Genomic DNA, 22,811 nt, shown 5'->3' with positions numbered 1-22,811 from the left:
CCACACAGCGGTTTTTGCGAGGTTAAGCCATGCAGACAACGAAGTTCATCTGGTTCGACGGGAAAATGGTTCCCTGGGAAGAAGCCCAGGTTCATGTTCTCACGCATGCCTTGCACTACGGCAGCGCCATTTTTGAAGGCATCCGGGCTTATGCCTGCGCCGACGGGACCTCCGCGGTCTTCCGCCTGGAGGATCATTGCAAGCGCATGATCAATTCCGCCAAAATTCTGCGCATGGACCTCCCTTACAACGCCGAAGAACTCGCCAGGGCCTGCATTGAAACCCTGGAAGCCAACAAGCTGCCCGAAGGCTATATCCGCCCGCTCTCCTTTGTGGGGCGGGGCGAAATGGGCGTCTACCCCGGCAGCAACGCCGTGCAGACGATCATCGCGGTCTGGCCGTGGGGAGCCTATCTGGGCGCCGAGGCTCTGGAAAAAGGCATCCGGGTCAAAACAAGCTCCTTTGCGCGCAGCCATGTGAACACCAGCATGTCCAAAGCCAAGGCTTCCGGCAATTACATCAACTCCATTCTGGCCAAGATCGAAGCCAAGGAAGATGGCTACGACGAGGCCGTGATGCTGGATACCAACGGCTTTGTTTCCGAAGCCACGGGCGAGAATATTTTCATCGTGCGCGACGGGCTGATCAAAACAACCCCCTGGACTTCCATTCTCGGCGGCATTACGCGCCAGTCGGTGATGACCGTGGCCCGCGACCTGGGCTATGCGGTGGAAGAACAGCAGTTTACCCGCGACGAGTTCTACATTGCGGATGAGGCCTTCTTTACCGGCACGGCGGCCGAGCTTACGCCCATCCGCGAGCTGGATCACCGCCGGATAGGTCAAGGCCACGCGGGCCCGGTGACCAAACATTTACAGGCGGAATTTTTTAAAGCCGTGAAAGGCGAGAATCCCAAGTATGCCGGCTGGCTGCATCATTACACGGTATAGCGCGCAACAAACCTTTCCCGGCCTTCAGGCGCGACGGGGCGCTGCAACGTTTCAACGTCCACGGGAAGAACGAGCCCTTGCGGATCAGGTCAGCGCATGGCCCACGGCCGCACCGCAAGGCGCGTTTTCCCTGACGGATCGCGAAAGCACAGCGCCCGGCCGCGCCTGAGCGGCGGCAGTTCCTCATGAAGCATCTGTCTCTCGCAACGCGTTACCGCCCCCAGACCTTCGCCCAGGTGGCCGGGCAGGACATGGTCAAGGCCGTGCTCTCCCGCGCCGCGGCCGAAGATCGCCCGGCGGCCGCCTATCTTTTAAGCGGCACGCGCGGCGTGGGCAAGACCACCATTGCCCGCATTTTCGCCAAGGCTCTCAATTGCGAGCACGCGCCCGGCCCCGAGCCCTGCAACGAGTGCGCCCAGTGCCGCAAGATCACCCAGGGCGGCCATGTGGACGTGACCGAGATTGACGGCGCGTCCAACAACAGCGTTGAAGACGCCCGTTCCCTGCGCGAGACCATCGGTTACGCGCCCATGGAAGGCCGTTACAAAATTTTCATTATCGACGAAGCCCACATGCTCACCCGCAACGCCTTCAACGCCCTGCTCAAGACGTTGGAAGAGCCGCCGGAGCGCGTGGTTTTCATTTTCGCCACCACCGAGGCCCACAAATTCCCGGTGACCATCGTCAGCCGCTGCCAGCACTTTGTTTTCCGGCATCTGAGCGAAGAGGCGCTCCTGGCCCATTTGACCGCGGTGCTGCAGAAAGAAGGCATCCCTTTTGAGGAGAGCGCGTTGCGCCTTATCGCCCGCCGCGCGGCGGGCAGCGTGCGCGACGGCATGTCCCTGCTGGATCAGGCGCTGGCTCTGGGCGGCGAAAGCCTGACCGCGGCCACGACCCGCGAAGTTCTCGGCCTGGCAGGCCGGGAAGTGTTCAGCCGCCTGTTTGACGCCCTGCGTGAGCGGGATTGCGGGGCTGTGGCCGGGCTGTGCCGCGAGATTCTCCGGCAGGGCATTGACATCGGTTTTTTCACGCGCGAGCTGGCCGGGAATCTGCGCAACCTTTTTCTGCTGCGCCAGGGCGGCAAAGCCATGCTGCAAAGTCTGCAACTGCCCGCGGATGAGGCCGCGCTCTGGCAGGAGCTGGCCCCGCGCTTTTCCGCCGGGCATCTGCACGCGGCCTGGCAGATGACGCTGGATGCCCAGCGCGGCATTGTGCAAAGCCCGGAACCGGCGGCCGCTCTTGAGCTGCTGCTGCTCAATCTGGCCCTCCTGCCGCAACTGCTGCCCCTGGATTGCCTGCCGGACCGCCAGGCGGACCGCGGCCCGGCAAGGGCTGAGGCGTCCGGCTCCCTTGCCGTTCCCGAAGCTTCGCCCCCACCGGAGTCAGAAAACGACCCCGCGGCCGCGCCCCCGCCTCCGCCGCGAACCCGTGGGCCTGCCGTTTCCGCTGTGCCGCCCATGCCGCCGGAAGAAGCTCCCGCAGGGCCAAAGCCCGGAGCTGAGGCCGCTCCCCGGTCCCGGTCGGAGCCCCCTTCTGCATCCGGCCCGGATTCCGGGCTGAAACAAGCCGCGCCCTCTCCCCTCCGGCCGGAAAAAGCCGGGGAAGAAACGCTGGGGATGCCGGGCGCAACTGCGGCTGATGCGCCGCCGGAGCAGCACCCGGCCCCGGCAGCCGGACATGCGGAAGAACATTTCCCCACGCCGCCTGGCGTCGCGGCTCCCGGTTTTCAGCCGGACTGGCAGGCCTTTTGCGAATTTTGCGCGGCCGAGCAGGCGGCCGGGCGGCCCGCGCCTGCGCAGCATCTGCTGCGCGCCGCGCGCGCGGACTGGCAGGGGGAGCGTCTGCGCCTGACGCCCAGGGCGGAAACCCTGCTGCATCAACTGGAGAAACAACGCGGCGCGCTGGAAGCGGCGCTCCGGGCCTACGGCCTGCGGGAGCCGCAACTGGAGCTGCTCGCCCCGCGTCCGACGCGCAGCGAGCCAGAGCTCATTGCGGAGTTCAGCAAGAAACCCGAGCTGCAACCCTGCCTGGAAGTGCTCAAGGCTTCCATCGAGCATTGCACTGAAATCAAATCCTAAGCTTTCAAGGAGCAAACCATGCGTAATATGAACGACATCCTGCGCCAGGCACAGGTCATGCAAGGCAAACTGTCCAAACTGCAACAGGAGATGGCCGAGCGCTCTTACGAGGCGGCCAGCGGCGGCGGCATGGTCAAGGCCGAGGTTTCCGGCAGGCAGGAGCTGCGCAAGCTGATTATCGATCCCAAAGCTCTGGAAGGCGGCGACGTGGAAATGCTTCAGGATCTTATCCTGGCCGCTGTCAACGAGGCCGGGCGCATTGCCCGCGAGACCCTGGAGCGCGAGATGAACGCTATTTCCGGGGGCATCAAACTGCCCGGCGTATTCTAAGCGACCCGATCATGCACAGCCGGATTCCCGAACCTCTCAAGGCTCTGGTGGAGCAGCTCGCCCGGCTGCCGGGCCTGGGGCCCAAGTCGGCCATGCGCGTGGCCATGACCCTGCTGAAGTGGCCGGAGGCCGAAACCCGGCGTCTGGGCCGGGGCATTCATGATTTGCGCGACAATCTGCATCTCTGCTCGCGCTGTGGCGGCCTTTCGTCCACTGACCCTTGCGCGATCTGCGCCGACGCCGGGCGGAGCCGCGACGTGCTTTGCCTGGTCACGGAGTGGGACAGCATGCTGACCCTGGATGAAGGCGGCTTTTACCGCGGCCAATATATGATTCTGGGCGGCCTGCTGGCGCCCCTGGAGCGGACGGATTCCCAAAGCCTGGATCTGGACAGGCTCGTGAACCGTCTGGCCGAAGGCGAGGTGCGGGAGCTGATCCTGGCGCTCGGCGCCACCCTGGAAGCGGAAAACACCGCCTCCTTCATCCGGCGGCTGGTGCGCAAGCGCTTCCCGCAGATCCGGCTGTCCCGCCTGGCCCAGGGCATTCCCTTGGGCGCGGAAATCAAATACATGGACAGGGAGACCCTGCGCCAGTCCCTGCAATATCGACAGGACTTGTAAAAACGTGCCGGGAAACCTGTTCTTTTTTCGCTCTGTGCGCGTCAGCTCTGCGACTGACTGTCAATGAGCTGACAAACCGCTGCAAAAAGACTATAGTGTCACTGCAACCGGAGTTTGCAAGGCACGCCGAAAGCAGAACATGCGCTGCGGGCTTCCTTGCATGTCTTGTCCACAAGCACGCGTCGGGCCGACTTGCGCGCACCGGCGCGGCAGAAGCACAGAACCTGCGCGCGGCCAAAACCTGCGTGTCAGCAAGAGCATCCGTGTATGGAACTTTTTTCACAGCCCGTATTCCAGGCCCTGGTGGCCGGCCTGCTTTCCTGGCTTTCCGTAAGCCTGGGCGCGGCGATTATTTTTACCCGGCGTCAGTTTTCGCGCCGGGCCATGGACTGTCTGCTGGGCGCGGCCGGGGGCATGATGCTGGCTGCGGCTTTTTTCGGCCTGCTGCAACCCGCGCTTGAACTTTCCGCGCATCTGGGGCGCTGGTCCTTTGCGCCCATTATCCCGGGCCTGCTGCTGGGCGCGGCTTTTCTCTGGGGCCTGGACCGCGTGCTGCCGCACATCCACATGCTCCAGGATACCACGGAGGGCCTTTCGACCGGTTGGCGGCGCAGCATCCTTCTGGTCACGGCCATGGCTCTGCATCATATTCCCGAAGGCCTGGCCATCGGCGTGGGATACGGCGCGGCCGCGGTCGAAAGCCTGAACGTGGGCTCCGAAAGCCTCGGCCTGACAACGGCTCTGGTGCTGACCTTTTCCATCATGCTGCAAAATGTGCCGGAAGGGCTGGTCGTTTCCACGGCCATGCGCGCCGAAGGCTACTCAGCCCGCAAATCCTGTTTTTACGGCGTGCTTTCCGGCGTCACGGCCCCTTTGGGCGCGGTTCCCGGCGCGCTGGCAGCCGGAATCGCGGCCGGGCTTCTGCCGGTGGCCCTGTCTTTTGCCGCCGGAGCCATGATCTATGTGGTTGTGGAAGAAGTCATCCCTGAAGCCAATGTCTCAGGCAATGGAAATCTGGCGACTGTCTCCTGTATTTTCGGCATCTGTCTGGTGCTCGCGCTTTCCTCTCTGGTCAAGTAGAGCATATTGCTTTTGAAACGCTCGCTCCGGCGCGTAACGGCGAAAGTACATTTCGCCTGCGCCTGTCTCTGCTGTCGTCATCCGTAAGGCGGCACAGCCGCCAACGGCTGACGCCCGCGGCGTCGCGCACACTGCGGCGTCAGCGCAGGGCAGCCTTGCCGTGGTCCGGAGCCGCCAACACGCCGCCTCCTCGCAGGCTGATATTGTTGTCGACTTTTCAACAATTCCCTAGTATACGACTCAGGAAGAGGCCCATATATGCCGCCGGGAGCCGCTGCGCGGGCACTGTCTCCCTTCATACGCAACGCTTTTTTCAGATACATAAAAACCTGTTCAGTGCATAAATTTTTGCGTTTTATCCGAAAATCCTGTTGAGAGCTGCCCGGAGCCTGCGGCTTTCGATGCCGCAAGGCAACAATTTGCATCGTGCATATTCTGGAGCAAAGTAACTTTGAGATTATATAATCGCAAAGTTTTGAAAATGCCTGCTCCCGCAACCGCCAGAACAATTTCAAGAGGGGTTCACCTTTGCGATGATTTTCTTAAAAAAGTCATGTTAATTTTACATGGTTGAGAAAGAAGTTTCACCTTAAAAGTGAATCCTTCAATTTCAAAATGAAATTGCTCTAACCGCAGGATTGGTTATGCAGAATAGTCCCTTCTCGTCGTCCCGAGAGAGAGAGAGAGAGAGAGAGAGAGAGAGAGAGAGAGAGAGAGAGAGAGAGAGAGAGAGCCTGTCTTTTCCCCCGCTGCGTACCACAAGCTCATGCCTTGCGAAAGCAGGCGCAGTGGCCGCACGCGCCTGCCCTGGCAAGCGACGCGAGTCGCGCTGTAAAAACGCCTTCCGGATCTTTCCGCTTACCTGCCCACATGCTCTTTACCTGTTCCGGGAGCGCCCCGGGGCCCCCCCTTTTTTCGCCAGCTGCATGTCGCAGGAGGAGAAAATCGGCCCGCCCGGGCCAAAGCACACTGCATCGTCTGCCCGCTAGTGGAGGAAACACATAATGCGCTCAACTCTCGACACAAAACTTGTGCTTGTTCTTATCGGTGCAGTGCTTTTGACCTGCGCTGCCATGATGGCCACCGGTTATATCTATCTGGATCGTTCATTCCAGCAGGCGGCACAGCTTGAGCCCGGCCTGGCGGCCAATGTTCCCGCGTCAGACGGCCTTTTTGCCGCTCTGTTCTGCAGTCTCGCGGCCGCCGCGCTGATTATGCTGCTCGGCAGCGTTTACATTTGCCGCACACTCAGGCCAATCAAAAAATGCGTGAGCTTTGCCGAAGCCGTGGCCCAAGGGGACAACGTCGATCTGGACGTATACCGCGGCGATTGTCTGGGCCATCTGGCCGAAGCCCTGCGGGGCATGGTCGGCAAGCTGCGCGCGCAGTCTCACTGGTACGAGAGCATCCTCAATGCGCTGCCTTACGGCATCTCCGTCACGGACATGGATATGCGCTGGACCTTCTGCAACACGGTTGCCCTCAACAGCATGGGCAAAACCGATATGGCCGAGGTGCGCGGCCTCCATTGTTCGGAAAAAAAGGGAAATATCTGCAATACCCCCCAGTGCGGCATCGAACAATTGCGCCAGGGCAACCACAACGTCCTCAATCACATGCCCAACGGCAGGAGCATGGAAATCTCGCTGGACTATCTGCATGATCAGGAGGGCCAGAGGATCGGGCACCTCGAAGTGGCCAGGGACGTCACCGAACGCCTGCGCCTGCAAAAAGAAGCCGAGGAGGCCAGCGTCAAGGCCCGTATGGACACGGTCAACTCTCTGGAAGGCGTGGTGGCCGGGCTCAACGCCACGGCGGATCAGCTTACGGGCAAGATCGACGACGTGCGCGAGCATACCCGGCGGGTGGCCGCGCGCATGGCCGAAACAGCCACAGCCATGGAAGAAATGAATTCCACCGTGCTGGAAGTGGCGGGCAATGCCGAAAATGCGGCGCACGCCTCCTCCTCGGTGCAGGGGCAGGCCCGGGACGGCACGGAGCGGATGCTGCGCACCATTCGGAGCATCCAATCCGTGCAGGAGCAGTCCAACGGCCTGAAAAGCGAGATGGAAAGCCTGGACAGGCAGGCGCGGGATATCGGCGCGGTGCTCACGCTGATCCGCGACATTGCGGATCAGACCAATCTGCTGGCGCTCAACGCGGCCATTGAGGCCGCCCGCGCCGGTGATGCGGGGCGCGGCTTTGCGGTGGTGGCCGACGAAGTGCGCAAGCTGGCTGAAAAAACCATGAGCGCCACGCGCGATGTGGAATCCGCCATTGAGACCATCCAGCAGGGGACCGGCAGAAGCGCGCTTACCGTGGAAAGCGCGGTGCGGGCCATTGACGAGGTGACCGGCATGGCTCAGGATTCCGGCGGTTCCCTGGAGCAAATCTTCAGCCTGGCCAATGATTCCAGCAGTCGGGTGGCGGCCATCGCTACGGCCGCCACCGAACAGTCCGCGGCTTCCGAGGAGATCAACCGGAACATCGCAGAGGTTAACGACCTGAGCAGCAATATGGCCGAGGCCATGAACAACGCCGCCGCTGAAGTGGATGCCATGAACCGGCAGGCGCAGGTGATTGCGGCCATTCTGGACAATATCCGCAATCAGGGCGCGGACGCGACAAGCACGGCCACCGCTCACACAGGCTAGAGCATTTTCTCTTTGAAAATGCTCTGCTGACGCAAAAGCGGCAGCCGCCGCAACGCGGCGTACATTCAGGCGAAAACCGCGTTTTTCGCCTGAATGCCACCTTTGACTTTCATAAAAAGTCAAAGGTAATCTGCTCTAGATGCCTGTGCATGCTTATCAGAAAAGCCTTGTTTTTTCGGAACACTGCCTCGCACTTCCGCCGGGGAAAGGGTTTTCGCTGAACTCTTTAAAACAGTTGAGAATGCGCAGGATAGTGCTAACACGCACCTGGAGCGGTTTGCCAATGAAATTGGCAAACCGCTCTAAAAATTTCCCTCCTCTTCTTGCTCAGAGAATGTTCATCGGCTTCCTGCAAAAAAAGAGGTTTTTTTGTAAAAATCTTTCTCCGGCACTGGACGCGCCCACAGGAAGCCTTATTTTATTGCTCGCGCGGCGCACGTTGCCAGCATCAGAGGCATATTGCGGCGTCCGCTTTGGCCCCCCGCGAACGTCCAAACGGCTCGCAACGGGCAGATCCGCGCGGATTCTCCGCAGCAAAATGAGCGCTTTTGTGCGTGCAGCGGGGTAACGCTCCGCCAGGCCTGACCATATTTCCCTGAGGAGGACACACATATGTCAAAAATTATCGGCATTGACCTTGGCACCACCAACTCCTGCGTGTACGTCATGGAGGGCAAAGACCCCAAATGCGTCACCAATCCCGAGGGCGGCCGCACCACGCCTTCCGTGGTGGCTTTCACTGATAAGGAGCGGCTGGTGGGCGAAATCGCCAAGCGCCAGGCCGTGACCAATCCCAAGCGTACCATTTTCGCCATCAAGCGCCTTATGGGCCGCAAATATGACAGCCCCGAAGTGGATCGCTGGAAAGAACATTCGCCCTATGCCATTACCAAGGCTCCCAATGACGACGCCGGAGTGGAAGTCGATGGCCGCGTCTACAGCGCGCCTGAGATTTCCGCCATGATCCTGGCCAAACTCAAGGCCGACGCCGAAGCTTACCTGGGCGAGCCGGTGACTGAAGCCGTGATCACCGTGCCTGCCTACTTTAACGACGCCCAACGTCAGGCCACCAAGGATGCGGGGCGCATCGCCGGTCTTGAGGTCAAGCGGATCATCAACGAGCCCACAGCCGCTTCCCTGGCCTACGGTTCGGACAAAAAGGCCAATGAAAAAATCGCGGTTTTCGACCTGGGCGGCGGCACGTTTGATATTTCCATTCTGGAAGTGGGCGACAACGTCGTGGAAGTGCGCGCCACCAACGGCGACACCTTCCTGGGCGGTGAAGATTTCGACCAGCGGATCATCAACTGGCTGGTTGAAGAATTCAAAAAAGAAAACGGCATCGATCTTTCCAAGGACAGCATGGCCCTGCAGCGCTTGAAAGAAGCCGCGGAAAAGGCCAAGAAAGATTTGTCCACAGCTATGGAGACAGAAATCAATCTGCCGTTCATCACTGCGGATCAGAACGGCCCCAAGCATCTGCTGATCAAACTCAGCAGGGCCAGGCTGGAATCTCTGGTGCGCGATCTCGCGGATCGCACCATTGAGCCCTGCAACAAGGCTCTGACCGACGCCGGGCTTGAGCCCGGGCAGATTGACGAAGTCATCCTGGTGGGCGGCATGACCCGCATGCCCCTGATCCAGAAAGTGGTCAGCGACTTTTTCGGCAAGGAGCCCAACCGCTCCGTGAATCCCGACGAAGTGGTGGCCATGGGCGCGGCCATTCAGGGCGGCATCCTCAGCGGCGACGTAAAGGACGTGCTGCTGCTCGACGTGACCCCGCTTTCCCTGGGCATTGAAACCATGGGCGGCGTGTTCACCAGGCTTATTGAGCGCAACACCACCATCCCCACGCGCAAAAGTCAGATTTTCACCACTGCCGCGGACAATCAGCCCTCGGTCTCCATCCATGTGCTTCAGGGCGAACGCCCCATGGCCAACGACAATATGACCCTGGCCCGCTTTGACCTGACCGGCATCCCCCCGGCGCCGCGCGGCGTGCCGCAGATCGAGGTCTCGTTTGATATCGACGCCAACGGCATCGTCAATGTCTCGGCCAAGGACATGGGCACGGGCAAGGAACAGTCCATCAAGATCACGGCTTCTTCCGGCCTCTCCGAGCAGGACATTCAGCGCCTGGTGCGCGAAGCCGAGGCCCACGCCAGCGACGACAAAAAGAAGCAGGAGCTGATCGAAGCCCGCAACCATGCCGACAGCCTGATTTACGGCACGGAAAAATCCCTGACCGATCTCGGCGACAAGGCGGACGCGTCCGTGAAGAGCGACATTGAAGGAAAAATCGCCTCACTGCGCAAGCTGATGGAAGGCGAGGACGCCGCGGCCATTAAAAACGCCACCGAGGAATTGGCCAAGGCTTCGCACAAGTTGGCTGAGCAGCTCTACCAGCAGCAGGCCCAGCAGAACGCCGGAGCCGCGGGCGGCCAGCAAGGCGCCGGCTTCGGCGCAGGCGCGGGGGCCGCGGGCGGTTCCGCCAATGCCGGCAATTCCGGCAATGACGACGTGGTGGACGCCGATTACACGGAAGTGAAGAAATAAGCCGACGTGACCGGCTTGCCAGCACGCGTATGCTGTACTAAAAAAGGTCTGACCGATACGGTCGGGCCTTTTTTTCTGATCAAAGCGCCTGCCGCGTCCCTGAACATGCCGTTTCGGCGGCCGCGGGCGCGTCCTGAGCCTTGCCGGCGGCACAGCGGGTCCGTCCGGCTGTCTGTTGCCCGACGCTTTGTTCCTGCGGCATTCCGATTGAAATGAGAGACTCTCAAGCAGAAAATACGCTACGAGGAGCCGCCATGCCTACCCTGCCTCGTCCTGTGCCTTTCAGCCCCCCTGCCCTTTTCGCGGCCTTCGTCAGTCTGGCCGCGCTGCTCATGCTTGCCGCCTGCCAGATGCCCTTCGGCAAGCGCGAAGCCGGGCCGCTCCCGCCCGCGACGCCCATGCCGAAGGCCGGGCCCTGCATTGTGCTGGCTCTGCCCGCTTCCGGCCCGTACGCGCCCATTGCCAACAAAATCAGGCGCGGAGCGCAGCTGGCCATGCGCGAGCTGGCTGGCGGGGCCAGCAAGCCGCGTCTTGAGATGGTCAATACCGAAGCTCCGGACTGGCTGGCCCGGCTGACCGCCCTGCCTTCGGAATGCGCCGTGGTGGGCGGCCCGCTGCAGGCCCGCAGCTATGCCCAGGCCCGCGCGGCCAGGGCCACGGAACAACGCGCTTTTTTCACTTTTTTGCCTTCCCTGGAAGAGGGCGACGAGGGGGCCAGGGCCTGGCGGTTTTTCCCCAGCCCGCAGGACCAGATCGACACCTTGATCGCTTTTGCCACCAACGGCCTGAACATCCGCGCCTATGGAGCCTTTTATCCGAGTGACGCCTACGGCGCGCGCATGACCGGCCTGCTGGAGCAAAGCCTGGCCGCCCGGAACATGGTTTTGCAAAAAGCCTCGTATGATCCGGCAAACCCCGGCTCCTGGAGCGACGCTGTGGCGCCGCTGATCAACGCAGCCCAGGCCGAGGGCAGCGGCGCGCCCATTCCCCAGACGGCCTTTGAGGCCCTCTTTTTGCCCGACTCCTGGAAAAACATGGATATGCTGACCACCAGCCTGCTGTACAACGGCGAGGATCGTCTGGTGCTGCTGGGCACGACCCTCTGGGAGCAGAGCCTCTCCGGCAAGCTGGTGCCCAATGCGGAAAAATACGTCCTGGCCGTGTTCCCCGGCGCATGGAATGCCGCACAGGCTCCGCGCGCCCTGCAAGCCCCGGGCACTGACCTCTGGGTGGCCCTGGGCTATGATTTCACACGCTTTGCCGCCTCGCTGGGGCTTACTTCCCGCCTGACTGCGCCGGAAATAACCGCGCGCGCCGGGCGCGCGGCCCGGATGATCTGGGGCATGGCTCCCATCACCTGGGACAGCGCGGGCGTGGCGCATCAGAGGCTCTTTCTGTTTCAGGCTGCGGCCGCGGGCATGACCCCGCTCAACCTGGAGCAATTCAGCCAGGCCCGAGCCGCCGTGTTGCAACGGGCCGCGCTGCGTATGCAGGGCCTGCCGGCCGTGGACGCCGAAGGCAACCCCCAGGTTCCGGGCATAGCGCCCGCCGCGCCTCAGCCCCAGGCCCCGGCAACCGGCGTCCTGCCCCTGAGCGCCACGCCGCAGCCTTCCTACAAGCTGCGCCTGCCCGCAAGGCCGCCGGCCCGCTAGTACCGTGTAACGCGTAAAGTTATATGGTATCAGCCGCCGGCGCGCTGTTGCCGCGGCGCCGGGCCTGGGCAGGCGCGCCCTACAGACAAAGGATGCAAGCAATGGCAGAAAACAAAACCATCAGCCCCGAGGCAGTGGCCCACATGGCTGCACTTTCCCGCCTGAGCGTCAGCGAGGAAGAACAGGCCCTGTTTGCCCGCCAGTTCGGGGATATCCTGGGCTATATGGATGTGCTCGCCCGGGTGGACACCGAAAATGTGGAGCCCTTGTACAGCCCGGCGCAGCACGCGGCCCCGGGGCGGGAGGATCAGGCCGTCAACCGCCGCATACGACGGGAAGTGCTGGCCAACGCGCCGGAGCAGGACGGGGAATACTTCATTGTTCCGAGAATCGTGTAGGCTCGAATCGTTGCGGCAAGAGCCCTGATGGCCCGACATCTTTTCAGCTCCAGGCAGGATATGCATGACCGACATCTGTTCACTCTCGCTCACGGCAGTGGCCACGGCCCTGCAAAAAAAGGAACTCAGCGCCGCGGAAACAACCGCTGCCTGCCTGGAACGCATGGCTGCCACAGAACCCGAAATCGCAGCCATGCTCACTGTGGACGCTGACGGCGCGCGCAGCCGCGCGGCGGAGCTTGACCGGCAGGGGCCTGATCCGGCGCTGCCGCTCTGGGGCGTGCCCGTGACGCTCAAGGATGCGCTCTCCACCAAAGGCCTCGCCACCACCGCGGGCTCGCGCATCCTGGAAGGATTCACGCCCATCTATGACGCCTTTGTGGTGGAAAAGCTGCGCGCGGCCGGGGCCGTGATTCTGGGCAAAGCCAATCTGGACGAATTCGCCATGGGCTCGGGCACGGAAAATTCCGCCTACAAAAAAACCCGCAATCCCTGGAATACGGCCAAAACGCCGGGCGGCTCCTCGGGCGGCTCCGCCGCTTCAGTGGCCGCCGGGCAGTGCTTTGCCTCTCTGGGAAGCGATACGGGCGGCTCCATCCGCCAGCCCGCCTCGCTCTGCGGCTGCGTGGGCATCAAGCCCACCTATGGCCGGGTGTCGCGCTACGGGCTGATTGCCTACGGCTCCTCACTGGATCAAATCGGGCCGCTGGCTCGCAGCGTGGAAGATTGCGCCCGGGTGCTGACGGTGATCGCCGGGCACGATCCGCGTGACGCCACCAGCGACCCGCGGCCTGGGCAGGACTATGCCGCGGCCCTGACCCGTTGTGATCTCAAGGGCGTGCGCCTGGGCCTGCCCAGGGAATTTTTCAAAGACGGTCTGGCGCCGGAGGTGCGCGCGGCCTGCGACGCCGCCCTGCAAAAGGCGCGCGACCAGGGCGCGGAACTGGTGGAAGTGAGCCTGCCGCATACGGATGCGGCCATTGCGACCTACTATATTATCGCCATGGCCGAAGCCAGCTCCAACCTGGCCCGCTTTGACGGCGTGCGCTACGGCCGCCGCGCCGCCAACGTCAAAAACCTGGAGGAGCTCTACGTCAAGTCCCGCTCCGAAGGCTTCGGCCAGGAGGTCAAGCGCCGTATCATGCTCGGGGCGTATGTGCTTTCGTCAGGCTATTACGACGCTTACTACCGCAAGGCCGCGCAGGTGCGCCGCCTGATCCGCGACGAGTATCTGGCCGCCCTGGAGCTCTGCGACGCGCTCTGCGCCCCAGTCTCGCCGGTGACGGCCTGGGATTTGGGCAGCCACACGGCCGATCCCCTGCAAATGTATCTCATGGACGCCTATACCCTTTCGCTCAACCTCTCGGGCCTGCCGGGTCTGGCCCTGCCCGCGGGCCTGGGCGGGGAAAGCGGGATGCCCGTTGGCCTGCAATTGATCGGCAAAGCCTTCGGAGAAGCGGATCTGCTCAGCATCGGGCACGCCCTGGAGCGCGCCCTGCCCCACATAGGCCGGCCGCAGATCCAGAGCGGTTTGCTTTGAAAACGGCAACCGCTCTGGCGGCCGCGGGAACGGACGCCCGCGCCGGCGGTAGCCGTTAGCAAGCTTTGCTTGCTTGCGCCAGCCGTTGGCGAGTCTGCGAGCCTTACGGATGGCGACAGCGGTTGCGTTGGCTGGCTGTCGCAGTAACCAGTTGCTGTCTTCATCCGTAGCTTCCTTCGTCGCAACGGCTGAAGCAATGAGCCTGAAAACCACGCTTTTCAGGCGCTTGTCCCGCTTGCGGGGGCTTGTCCCGCTTGCGGGGAAATGATGGCAGCGCCGCTTTTGAAATTGAATACTTTCAAAAGCAAAATGCTCTATAAGGCATTTGACAGCGGGCAGAGCGAAAGCCGCAAAGTATATACTTTACCTCTGGCCCTTCCGCCGCTAGCATCTGTGCATGATCTCCACCGCACGCCGCGCGATTTTTCTGGATCGCGACGGCACCCTTAATCACGACTCGGGCTATGTGCATCGCTGGGAGGACTGGCGCTGGCTCCCGGGCGTGCCCGAGGCCCTGGCCCGCTTCAAGGCGGCGGGCTGGCTGCTGGTGGTGGTCAGCAATCAGTCCGGCATCGCGCGGGGGCTGTTCGGCGAGAGGGAGGTGCAGGCGCTGCATGCGCGGATCAATGCGCAATTGCACCCCCTGGGCGCGGCCGTGGACGCCTGGTACCATTGCCCGCATCTGCCCGAAATCAGCGGGCCGTGCGCCTGCCGCAAGCCTGCGCCGGGCCTGTTGCTGCGGGCCGTGCGCGAATGGGATATTGATCCGGCAGCGTCCTGGATGATCGGCGACCGCCTGCGCGATGTCCAGGCCGGGCGCGCGGCCGGATGCCGCCCGATTCTGCTCCGCACGGGCTGGGGAGAAAAAGAGGCTGTCGGGCTGGCGCGGCAAGCCGGGCCGCCCATACCGGTTTTGCCGGATTTGGCCGCGGCCTGCGCGTACATCCTCGGGCAAAAGCCGTAAACCGGGCCGGCCTGCGGCAGCGCGCCCATTGCGGGTCGCCTGGCAGGCTCCGGCCGCTCCGCGCAAAAAGGCGGGATATGCTTCTGCGCTGCGGGCTGATTGCGCCCGGGTACAGAGCCTTTTGAGGCCGCAGGGTCCCCCCGGCGCAGCGAGAGGAACGCGCCAGAGCATTTTGCTCATGAAAGCAGCTGGAGCAGATTACCTTTGACTTTTTATGAAAGTCAAAGGTGGCATTCAGGCGAAAAACGCGGTTTTCGCCTGAATGTACGCCGCGTTGCGGCGGCTGTGCGCCTTACGGATGACGACAGCAGAGACAGGCGCAGGCGAAATTTCCTTGCGCCGTTACGCGCTGGAGCGAGCGTTTTAAAAGCACTATGCTCTAAGGCGGAAAGGAATTTACTGAGTCTGGCTCAGGCATCCTGAGCCGGGATGCCCGGCGGCAGATGGTCAATGATCCAGCGGGCGCATTGAAGGGGATTTTTGGCCTGGGCCTCGCAGCGCACGTTCGCCCAGACCCGGTAGAGCTCTTCCCGCTCCCGGAAAATGTCGGCCAGGGTCTGGCCCGGCGCAATGGCCAAACCGCGCTGGGGGTTGCGGGCCACGCGTTCTTCCACAGTGGCGAGCGGCACATCCAGATGTACAATGGGCCCGAGCCCGGCCAGACGGCGCATGGCCGCTTCTCGGTACACCACGCTGCCCCCGGTGGCCAGCACCACCCTGTTGGCCTTGATGGCGCAAATGACTTCGCATTCCGCGTCCAGAAATGCTTCCTTGCTCAGCGCGTCGGTAATGTCCTGAAGACGCGCGCCGTACACAGCCTCGATCAGATGATCGCTGTCCAGAAAGGCCCAGCCCAGCTCGCGCGCCAACGCGCCGCCCACAGTGGTTTTGCCTGCGCCCGGCATGCCGATCAGCACGATGCAGGGCGCCGGGAGAGTCAGTGTGGCAAGAGGTGCGGGCATAGGCATGTTTTCTCCTTGGCCGTGCGGGGCAATTATCGCGACTCTGCCCAAGCCGGACGGCGCTGTCAAGAATGCCCGGCCTCCGAGGGATTCATTTTTAGAGCGTTTTGCTACTTTCATGAGCAAAACGCTCTAAAGCTCTCCGGACAGCTGCCGATAAACACTGTAAAGGTGGTTTCCCATGCGCATCTTTTTTTTCGTGGCGTTTCTTCTGAGTCTCTGCCAGAGCGCGCCGGTCAAAGCCGCGGATTCCCGTCCCCTGCCGCCCGGGCCCTGTGCGGGCCTGCCCGCCGCGCCACTGGCAAGCCGTCCTGTGGCTCCGCAACCGCCGGCAACGTATGTGCCCTTGCCGCCGCGTCTGCCCGCGTTTTTGCCCTCAGGCGGCGCCAATCTGGATCAGGCCTGGATTCAGGACGGCGGCGCGCGACTGTATTGGAATACACTGGTGATCCCCCGCCAGCTCCGGATGGGCGGCGCGAGCTTCGCGGACCCGGCTTCGGTGCCGCAACTTCTGCCGCCCGGCTCGGTCAAAGCCGTGCAGCCCGTGCCCGTCCGTCGCCGCCGCTCCGCGCCGCGGCCCAAGGCGAGCCGGAGTGCCAAAACGGTTGCCGCTCCGGCCAATGCCGGGCGCACGTCGCTCACGCCGCCACGCGCAGAACTTCCCGCAACCGCAAAAAAAACCACGGAGGCGACCGCCTCGCGCGGCGCGCCTGCTGCTCCCCGGAGCGCATCCGCGGCATCTTCGCCATCAGTCGGGACAGCCGCGCCGTATACAGGCGCGGCGCCTGCAACGGCGCCACCCGTGCCGTTGCCGATCACGCCGGTGGCTCCTGTTCCTCCGCGCGCGCCTGGCGCGTCGCGCTGACTGCTGTTCTTTGCCTTCGGCCGCTGAAGCAGAGAGGAAGAAACTCGGACCGACGCAGGCTGACAGGGCTGCCGCAGAAGATGCGTCTGCCCCGAAGAGCCTTGTTCTGCCGCTTGACTGAGGAACACAGGGCGTGTATGTAGCTTTTTCCATTATCCCATACGGCGTGGCGCGAGGATAAGGCTTGCCCCCGGCAACCGGTCGATGCTCCGGGATGCGGCGCGTTTTGGGACGCAGATGTGATAGCCGGGCGGTGAGGCCGCCATGTGTCCGCTTTTTTTACGGCGTTGCGCCGTCGCCCGCAACATCTGCGCGCTGTTGCAGAGCGGATTGCCTTTGAAAGGCTATGTTTTTTTAAGCTCGCTCAGCCGCTGGATGCGTTGTTCGGCTGCATCCGCGCCTCGTCGCGACCGAATGGCGGCCCGTCAGGGCCGTGCCCTTTTGCCCGAAGGGCTTATGGACGCGGCGGATGTCTCCCGCAAGGGCGTGCAGATGCGACAGCGGCCATGCGTCGCGCCGTGCGGCGTTGTCTGCAAAACCAGGCCCTGCATGATAGGCCAGACGCGCCGTGCGGAGCGTTTTTAACTCTCAGAGGAGCAAAATCATGAAAAGAACATATCAACCCAGCAAGATCAGAAGAGCCCGCACCCACGGTTTCCGCGCCCGCATGGCTACCCCCGGCGGCCGGGCCATCCTGCGCCGCCGCCGCGCCAAGGGCCGTAAACGCCTGAGCGCCTGAGCCGGGCGGGGTCGTGCCCCTTTGCACTTATATGTCGGGAACATCCATGCGCCCGCGTCTGACTCTGCGGCGGCAAGCCCGGGTTCGCCGCCGTGCGGAGTTCACAGCCTGCTATGAACGCGGGCGGCGTTATCATTCCGAGCATTTCCTCGTTTTTGCGCTTTGGCGAGAGCAGCCCGGCGCCTGTGCGCGCATGGGCATGGCCGTTTCCCGCAAGGTTGGCAATGCGGTGGTCCGCAATCGCGTGAAACGGCTGTTGCGGGAATTTTTTCGCCTGCATGTCGATGCTTTGCCCGTGGAGACCGATATTGTGACTGTGGCCAAGCGACACGCCGGAAAGGCAGCGCTGGATCTCTCCCGCGTGGCAGCCGAACTTCTGCCCTTGCTGCGGCGGTTGGCGCGCCCCCAAACGAAGCGTTCATTTTCAGGCGGTTTATGATGCGTAGGCTGCTGCGCTCTCTTTGCGTTTTGCCCATACGCGTGTATCAGCGTTGCATCTCGCCCATGCTGCCTCCCGCCTGCCGCTTTTATCCCACCTGTTCCGCCTACGCCGCGGAGGCCATCCTGCGTCACGGCGTACTGCGGGGCGGCTGGCTGGCGCTCAGGCGCCTGGCGCGCTGCCATCCGTGGGGCGGGTCGGGCTATGATCCTGTTCCACCCCCACGGCGACGCCGCAACGTCCCGCCCATGTCTCAGGAGTAAACGCCCCTATGCAAGACGGTAAAAATCTGATTCTGGCCATTGCGCTTTGTTTGATCGTGCTTTTCGGTTGGGGACGCCTGGCCGAATACATGGGATGGGTGCATACCCCTGACCCGCAGGAGCTGGCCCAACAGCAAGCCGCGCTTCAGGAGGCGGCCAGAGCGCGGGAAGCGGCTCAGCCGCCTGCGGCCGCAAAAAACGCTCCCCTGCCCGCGTTTACGCCTTCGCCCGGCCGTGACCTGACGGTGCAGTCGCCTCTTTATGAGGCGGTGGTTTATACGGGCGGGGGCACGTTGCGTTCTTTCAGGCTCAAAAAGTACCAGACCGGACTTGCGCCGGATTCGACGCTGGTGAACCTGGTGGACCCCCAGTCAGCGGGCGTGGCCCCCCTGGGGCTGGTGATCAACAGCCAGCCTTCCTGGAGTACGGGGCAATGGGCCCTGGAAACGCAAGAGCAGGCTCTGAACCTGACCGCAGGGCAGCAGGGCGCGTTGCGTCTGACAGGCCAGGTGGACAATTTGCGCGTGGTGCGTGAGCTGATCTTCAGCGCGGACTCCTACCTGATCCGGGAAAAGATCCGGCTCACCAATCTGAGCGACCAGCCCCGCAGCGTGCGCGTGAGCTATACCGTGGCCGCGGATGCCAGCAACGCCGCCGGGGGCCAGTACGACGCCATGCGCGTGGCCTGGGATAATGACGGCAGCCTTTCCGAAGAATCCTCGGCCAAGACGCTGGAGACCACGGGCGTGCAGGCCACCGGCAGGATCTACTGGGCCGGCGCCATGAGCACCTATTTTCTCTCGGCCGTGCTGCCGGGTGAAATCAATAATGTCACGGTCAAGGGCCGGTTGCAGAACAGCGTCTACCGCGCGGCTGTGGAAGAGCCCGAGAGCATGCTTGCGCCGGGCCAGGAAAAAGAGCTGACGGTCTCCTACTGGCTGGGCCCCAAGGAGCGCACCCAACTTCTTGCTGTTTCCGATCAGTTGGCCAAAAGCATTGATTTGGGCATGTTCAGCATTATTGCCAAGGGCCTGCTCTGGCTTCTGGAATTTTTCCACAAGTACGTGCACAACTGGGGCGTGGCGATTATCCTGTTGACCATTCTGATCAAGGCGGTCTTCTGGCCGCTGACGGCCAAGAGCTATGCTTCCATGGAAAAGATGAAGAAGCTCCAGCCCCTGATGACCGCCATCCGGGAGAAACACAAGGACAACAAGGAGCTCATGAACAAGGAGGTCATGGCGCTCTACAAGACCTATGGCGTGAACCCGGCCAGCGGCTGCGTGCCGATTCTGATCCAGCTGCCGGTCTTTTTCGGCCTGTACCAGGCCCTGCTGACCTCCATCGAGCTCAGGCACGCGCCGTTCATCATGTATCTGCCCTTTACCGACAAGCTCTGGCTGGCTGACCTTTCGGCCAAGGACCCGTATTATATCACGCCGATCATCATGGGCCTGACCATGTTTTTGCAGCAGAGAATGAGCCCGCCCGCCACAGATCCCACCCAGCAGAAAATCATGATGTTTCTGCCCCTGATTTTCACGGTGCTCTTTCTAGGCTTCCCGGCCGGTCTGGTGCTTTACTGGCTGGTCAACAACATCCTGTCCATCGCCCAGCAATGGCTGATGATGCGGAAAAACAGGCATGGCGCGCAGGCCGCAGGCTAGCGCATTTTAACGGTAAAATGCTTTACCGCCGCACACGATGCGGCGCAGATTCTGCCGAAGCGACCGCAGGCAGCCCGGAGGGCTGTTCCCGCAGGCGACAGCGGAGCAGTACGGGAATCGACAGCTTTTTTGAACAAGTATCGGTGCAAGCCCACTGCTGTCTTTCTCCGTACTGTTCGCCGGGCCAGAGCGTTTCGCTCATGAAATCAGCTAAACGCTCTGGCAGGGCGAAGCCATGCCCGCCGCTTCCCGGCATGCCGTTACAGTGAGTGAGGTTGTGTATGGAAGGGTTCAAGGAATTCCAGGGCAAAAACCTGGATAGCGCTATTGAGGAAGCCTGCGGTTATTTCAATGCCGCGCGGGAAAAGCTTGAAATTGAAATCCTGCAGGACGCCAAGTCCGGCATTTTCGGCATAGTGGGCGCGCGCAAGGCCAAGGTCCGCGCCCGGCGCGCCCACTTGCGCGAAACCGTGGAAAACATTCTGGGGAAAAAGAGCGAGGAGCCCGCTGCCCGGACGGAAGAAGGCGACCGTGAAAAAAGCGGCGGCAGGGGCCAGGGGCGTAAAAATGCCCCGACTTCGCCGGGAGGGCGGCAATCTGCCGGCGATAATTCCCGCGGGCCCGGCGCGTCGGGCGCGGGCAGACGTTCCGGCCCGGCCGCGCCCCGCAAGGACGTGACTCCCCCTGAATGCCGAGAGGCCGTGGGAGCGGAAAAAGAACGGATTCCTGCCGACGTTTCTCCCGAACAAGAGGCATCCCAGGGCACGAGCGAGAACTGCGAGCCCCAGGCCGCCGTCTCCCGGCAGGAAGTCCGGAGCGAAGCCCGGCCCGAGCAGAGGCGCGGGGCCGGTGGGGGCCGCGGCCGCGCCAGCGGCGAAGGGCAGGCGCGTGCCCGCCGGGAGGAAAGCCGCAAAAAGAGCGAAGCCGCTGTTGACGGCCTGGATGAAGACCTGGAGGAAGCCGGCGAAGGGCTGCCGTTCACGCCGGTTGAGCAATTGGATGCCGCCCGCCTGGAAGCCCTGGTCAACGAGGCCGTGCGGGAACTGGTGCGGCCCATTGTGGGGGCGGAAGTGCAGCTTGCGATCAGCGTGGGCGGCGGCAGAGTACAGGTCTGTGTGGAGTGCGGTGAAGATTCCGGCCTGCTGATCGGGCGCGAGGGCCAGACCCTGGCGGCCTTGCAGTATTTGGTCTCGCGCGTGGTTTCGCGCGGCATGAACGCCGCGGTGCGCGTGCAGTTGGATGCGGGCGAGTACCGGCAGCGCCAGGATGAAAAGCTGCGCGAGATGGCTCTGGCATTGGCCGAAAAGGTGCGCCAATCCGGGCGCTCCTATTCCACCCGGCCTTTGAGCTCCTACCATCGGCGCATTGTGCATGTTTGCCTGCAGGATGCCGAGGACGTGCAGACGCGCAGCACCGGCGACGGAGCCATGAAGCGGGTGGTGATCATGCGCCGCAAGGCGTGAGCAACGGGAGACGATTTTGCCGGGACGCGGCCGGAAAAGACGCGGGCCAGGCGGAGGAAGCCGCTTCGGGCGCGGGCGGCGTCTGGCCTCTGAACCTGAAACAACGCGGCCCGGAGGCTTTCAAAGCGCGGAGCGCAGACAGTCTGGAGCAAATGCAGTCATGCCCACCATCGCCGCCATAGCCACGCCGCCGGGAGCCGGGGGCATCGGCATTGTGCGCCTTTCCGGCCCACAGGCCAAGAATCTTCTGGCGCGCATGTTCCTGCCCCTGTCGCCGCGTTTTGAGAATTTCCGGCCCTGGCTGTTGCACCGGGGCCGGGTGATTGACTGCAAGGGCGAGGCCCTGGATGATGTGCTGGCCGTGTTCATGCCCGGCCCGCGCACCTTCACCGGCGAGGATATGGCTGAAATCCATTGCCACGGCGGCCCGTTTATAGTGCAGGCCGTGCTCGAAAACGCGTTGCGTCTGGGGGCGCGGCAGGCGCAGCGCGGCGAGTTCTCCCGGCGGGCTTTTTGCAACGGTCGCCTGGATTTAAGTCAGGCCGAAGCCGTGGCCGAATTGATCGCCGCGCCTTCGCGCGAGGCCCTGCGGTACGGTCTGAACCGTTTGGACGGGCTGCTCGGCCGCAGGGTGCTGGCCTTGCGCGAAGAGTTGGAAGCCCTTCGCGGGCAAGTCTGTCTGGCAGTGGACTTTCCTGAGGAAGAAGTGGAATGTCTTGCGCCTGAAGCCTTTGCGCGGGCCGTCAACCGCGTGGCGCTGGCTGTCCGGCAGTTGCTGGCGGGGCAGAAGAGAGCCCGGATCATGCAACAGGGGGCCCTGGTGGTATTGGCCGGGGCGGTGAATGCGGGCAAGTCAAGCCTGCTGAATGCCCTGCTGGGCCGCAACCGGGCCCTGGTCACGGAGATTCCCGGCACCACCCGGGATTTTCTGGAGGAGGCCTGTACTCTGGACGGCCTGCCGCTGCGCCTGACCGACACAGCCGGATTGCGCGCCACGGACGATGCGGGCAATGCCGTGGAGAGCGTGGAAGAGCTGGGCGTGGCCTTGAGCCGGGAAAAACTGCGCCAGGCCGACGCGGTTGTTCTGGTGCTGGACGGCGCGCGCCTGGGCCCTGAAGGAGCAAAGGCTCGCGTTTGCCCTGACCCTGCTGCGCGGGAAGCGTTGGAACTGGCCGGGGAAGCGCCTGTGCTGCTGGCCTGGAACAAGTGCGACCTCTGTCTTCCGGCGGTTTTTCCGCCGCGCTGGGCCGGGGCGATGCCCTGCTGCGCCGTAAGCGCCAAATCCGGCGAAAACGTGGAGGCTTTGGCCACAGCCCTGCGCCGTTTGCTTTTGGCTGGCAGTCTGGAGCAACCGGCATCCGACGGCCTTGCCCCCAACGCGCGGCAGGCCCTGGCCCTGGAGCGGGCTCTGGTCGAGCTTGAGGCCCTGGCCGCCGACCTGCGGGACAAGCGGCCCTACGACTGCTGCGCCGTGCGCCTCGAAGCCGCGGCTGCGCTGCTGGGCCAGGTTACCGGGCTTTCCAGCCCGGCGGAAGTCCTGGACGGAGTCTTCGCCCAATTCTGCATCGGCAAATAGGTTTTGCCCTTCCCT

General features: G+C 63.0%; 19 protein-coding genes. 18 read left to right on the top strand and 1 reads right to left on the bottom strand.

Going from position 1 to position 22,811, the window contains the following annotated elements; genetic code table 11:
• The first annotated feature begins 29 nt into the window (after positions 1-29).
• The 11 genes from G7Y52_RS01325 (at position 30) to gmhB (ending at position 14,822) form a co-directional block, all read left to right on the top strand.
• A complete protein-coding gene (locus G7Y52_RS01325) occupies positions 30-950 on the top strand; it encodes a branched-chain amino acid transaminase (protein WP_165064881.1) in 921 nt (306 codons plus the stop codon).
• A gap of 185 nt (positions 951-1,135) precedes the next feature.
• A complete protein-coding gene (gene dnaX, locus G7Y52_RS01320; protein ID WP_165064878.1) occupies positions 1,136-3,028 on the top strand; it encodes a DNA polymerase III subunit gamma/tau in 1,893 nt (630 codons plus the stop codon).
• 18 nt (positions 3,029-3,046) lie between these two features.
• A complete protein-coding gene (locus tag G7Y52_RS01315) occupies positions 3,047-3,358 on the top strand; it encodes a YbaB/EbfC family nucleoid-associated protein (protein WP_165064876.1) in 312 nt (103 codons plus the stop codon).
• An 11-nt stretch (positions 3,359-3,369) separates the two neighbouring features.
• Complete coding sequence (gene recR / locus G7Y52_RS01310; protein WP_165064873.1) at positions 3,370-3,978, top strand: recombination mediator RecR; 609 nt, start codon at positions 3,370-3,372, stop codon at positions 3,976-3,978.
• Positions 3,979-4,245: 267 nt separating this feature from the next.
• Positions 4,246-5,058, top strand: coding sequence for a ZIP family metal transporter (locus tag G7Y52_RS01305; protein ID WP_165064870.1), 813 nt, complete (start codon positions 4,246-4,248; stop codon positions 5,056-5,058).
• Positions 5,059-6,062: 1,004 nt separating this feature from the next.
• Positions 6,063-7,712 (top strand): methyl-accepting chemotaxis protein, encoded by a 1,650-nt coding sequence (locus G7Y52_RS01300; RefSeq protein WP_165064867.1) that lies wholly within the window; start codon positions 6,063-6,065, stop codon positions 7,710-7,712.
• A gap of 612 nt (positions 7,713-8,324) precedes the next feature.
• The gene (gene dnaK / locus G7Y52_RS01295) at positions 8,325-10,268 is read left to right on the top strand and encodes a molecular chaperone DnaK (protein WP_165064864.1); all 1,944 of its coding nucleotides are present in this window, start codon (positions 8,325-8,327) and stop codon (positions 10,266-10,268) included.
• Between the two features lie 254 nt (positions 10,269-10,522).
• Positions 10,523-11,920: a hypothetical protein gene (locus tag G7Y52_RS01290; protein WP_165064861.1), complete on the top strand. Its 1,398-nt coding sequence runs from the start codon at positions 10,523-10,525 to the stop codon at positions 11,918-11,920.
• Positions 11,921-12,021: 101 nt separating this feature from the next.
• Positions 12,022-12,318, top strand: coding sequence for an Asp-tRNA(Asn)/Glu-tRNA(Gln) amidotransferase subunit GatC (gene gatC / locus G7Y52_RS01285; protein WP_165064859.1), 297 nt, complete (start codon positions 12,022-12,024; stop codon positions 12,316-12,318).
• A gap of 64 nt (positions 12,319-12,382) precedes the next feature.
• Positions 12,383-13,858 (top strand): Asp-tRNA(Asn)/Glu-tRNA(Gln) amidotransferase subunit GatA, encoded by a 1,476-nt coding sequence (gene gatA, locus G7Y52_RS01280; RefSeq protein WP_165064856.1) that lies wholly within the window; start codon positions 12,383-12,385, stop codon positions 13,856-13,858.
• A gap of 397 nt (positions 13,859-14,255) precedes the next feature.
• Positions 14,256-14,822 (top strand): D-glycero-beta-D-manno-heptose 1,7-bisphosphate 7-phosphatase, encoded by a 567-nt coding sequence (gmhB, locus tag G7Y52_RS01275; RefSeq protein ID WP_165064853.1) that lies wholly within the window; start codon positions 14,256-14,258, stop codon positions 14,820-14,822.
• A gap of 410 nt (positions 14,823-15,232) precedes the next feature.
• On the opposite strand, the gene thrB is transcribed toward gmhB, so the two are convergent.
• Positions 15,233-15,790: a homoserine kinase gene (gene thrB, locus G7Y52_RS01270; RefSeq protein ID WP_165064850.1), complete on the bottom strand. Its 558-nt coding sequence runs from the start codon at positions 15,788-15,790 to the stop codon at positions 15,233-15,235.
• Between the two features lie 175 nt (positions 15,791-15,965).
• Between thrB and G7Y52_RS01265 the strand changes: the two genes are divergently transcribed.
• The 7 genes from G7Y52_RS01265 (at position 15,966) to mnmE (ending at position 22,796) form a co-directional block, all read left to right on the top strand.
• Entirely contained in the window at positions 15,966-16,649 is a 684-nt protein-coding gene (locus G7Y52_RS01265; RefSeq protein ID WP_165064847.1) for a hypothetical protein, read from the top strand.
• Positions 16,650-17,253: 604 nt separating this feature from the next.
• Positions 17,254-17,388, top strand: coding sequence for a 50S ribosomal protein L34 (gene rpmH / locus G7Y52_RS01260; RefSeq protein ID WP_165064844.1), 135 nt, complete (start codon positions 17,254-17,256; stop codon positions 17,386-17,388).
• Between the two features lie 31 nt (positions 17,389-17,419).
• Positions 17,420-17,827 carry a ribonuclease P protein component gene (rnpA, locus tag G7Y52_RS01255; protein ID WP_346773706.1) on the top strand — a complete coding sequence of 136 codons (408 nt, stop codon included), beginning with the start codon at positions 17,420-17,422 and terminating at the stop codon, positions 17,825-17,827.
• The gene (gene yidD / locus G7Y52_RS01250) at positions 17,827-18,090 is read left to right on the top strand and encodes a membrane protein insertion efficiency factor YidD (protein WP_165064936.1); all 264 of its coding nucleotides are present in this window, start codon (positions 17,827-17,829) and stop codon (positions 18,088-18,090) included. Before rnpA ends, yidD begins: the two co-directional genes overlap by 1 nt.
• Before the next feature lie 8 nt (positions 18,091-18,098).
• Positions 18,099-19,757: a membrane protein insertase YidC gene (gene yidC, locus G7Y52_RS01245; RefSeq protein WP_165064835.1), complete on the top strand. Its 1,659-nt coding sequence runs from the start codon at positions 18,099-18,101 to the stop codon at positions 19,755-19,757.
• Between the two features lie 281 nt (positions 19,758-20,038).
• Complete coding sequence (gene jag, locus G7Y52_RS01240; protein ID WP_165064832.1) at positions 20,039-21,220, top strand: RNA-binding cell elongation regulator Jag/EloR; 1,182 nt, start codon at positions 20,039-20,041, stop codon at positions 21,218-21,220.
• 160 nt (positions 21,221-21,380) lie between these two features.
• A complete protein-coding gene (gene mnmE, locus G7Y52_RS01235; protein WP_165064829.1) occupies positions 21,381-22,796 on the top strand; it encodes a tRNA uridine-5-carboxymethylaminomethyl(34) synthesis GTPase MnmE in 1,416 nt (471 codons plus the stop codon).
• The last annotated feature ends 15 nt before the right edge of the window (positions 22,797-22,811 follow it).

Origin of the sequence: Desulfovibrio sp. ZJ200 (genome assembly GCF_011039095.1) — a bacterium.
Taxonomy (GTDB): Bacteria; Desulfobacterota; Desulfovibrionia; order Desulfovibrionales; family Desulfovibrionaceae; genus Desulfovibrio.
Note: the sequence above shows the minus strand (reverse complement) of the source record. Positions and strands in the feature narration are given on the sequence as shown.

Excerpts from the sequence above, each read along its gene's own strand:
- dnaK (WP_165064864.1), top strand. The coding sequence starts at position 8,325 with ATGTCAAAAATTATCGGCATTGACCTTGGCACCACCAACTCCTGCGTG.
- gmhB (WP_165064853.1), top strand. The coding sequence starts at position 14,256 with ATGATCTCCACCGCACGCCGCGCGATTTTTCTGGATCGCGACGGCACC.
- yidC (WP_165064835.1), top strand. The coding sequence starts at position 18,099 with ATGCAAGACGGTAAAAATCTGATTCTGGCCATTGCGCTTTGTTTGATC.
- G7Y52_RS01325 (WP_165064881.1), top strand. The coding sequence starts at position 30 with ATGCAGACAACGAAGTTCATCTGGTTCGACGGGAAAATGGTTCCCTGG.
- G7Y52_RS01300 (WP_165064867.1), top strand. The coding sequence starts at position 6,063 with ATGCGCTCAACTCTCGACACAAAACTTGTGCTTGTTCTTATCGGTGCA.
- G7Y52_RS01305 (WP_165064870.1), top strand. The coding sequence starts at position 4,246 with ATGGAACTTTTTTCACAGCCCGTATTCCAGGCCCTGGTGGCCGGCCTG.
- dnaX (WP_165064878.1), top strand. The coding sequence starts at position 1,136 with ATGAAGCATCTGTCTCTCGCAACGCGTTACCGCCCCCAGACCTTCGCC.
- G7Y52_RS01315 (WP_165064876.1), top strand. The coding sequence starts at position 3,047 with ATGCGTAATATGAACGACATCCTGCGCCAGGCACAGGTCATGCAAGGC.
- rnpA (WP_346773706.1), top strand. The coding sequence starts at position 17,420 with ATGTCGGGAACATCCATGCGCCCGCGTCTGACTCTGCGGCGGCAAGCC.
- G7Y52_RS01290 (WP_165064861.1), top strand. The coding sequence starts at position 10,523 with ATGCCTACCCTGCCTCGTCCTGTGCCTTTCAGCCCCCCTGCCCTTTTC.
- G7Y52_RS01265 (WP_165064847.1), top strand. The coding sequence starts at position 15,966 with ATGCGCATCTTTTTTTTCGTGGCGTTTCTTCTGAGTCTCTGCCAGAGC.
- recR (WP_165064873.1), top strand. The coding sequence starts at position 3,370 with ATGCACAGCCGGATTCCCGAACCTCTCAAGGCTCTGGTGGAGCAGCTC.
- gatC (WP_165064859.1), top strand. The coding sequence starts at position 12,022 with ATGGCAGAAAACAAAACCATCAGCCCCGAGGCAGTGGCCCACATGGCT.
- thrB (WP_165064850.1), bottom strand. The coding sequence starts at position 15,790 with ATGCCTATGCCCGCACCTCTTGCCACACTGACTCTCCCGGCGCCCTGC.
- rpmH (WP_165064844.1), top strand. The coding sequence starts at position 17,254 with ATGAAAAGAACATATCAACCCAGCAAGATCAGAAGAGCCCGCACCCAC.
- gatA (WP_165064856.1), top strand. The coding sequence starts at position 12,383 with ATGACCGACATCTGTTCACTCTCGCTCACGGCAGTGGCCACGGCCCTG.
- yidD (WP_165064936.1), top strand. The coding sequence starts at position 17,827 with ATGCGTAGGCTGCTGCGCTCTCTTTGCGTTTTGCCCATACGCGTGTAT.
- mnmE (WP_165064829.1), top strand. The coding sequence starts at position 21,381 with ATGCCCACCATCGCCGCCATAGCCACGCCGCCGGGAGCCGGGGGCATC.
- jag (WP_165064832.1), top strand. The coding sequence starts at position 20,039 with ATGGAAGGGTTCAAGGAATTCCAGGGCAAAAACCTGGATAGCGCTATT.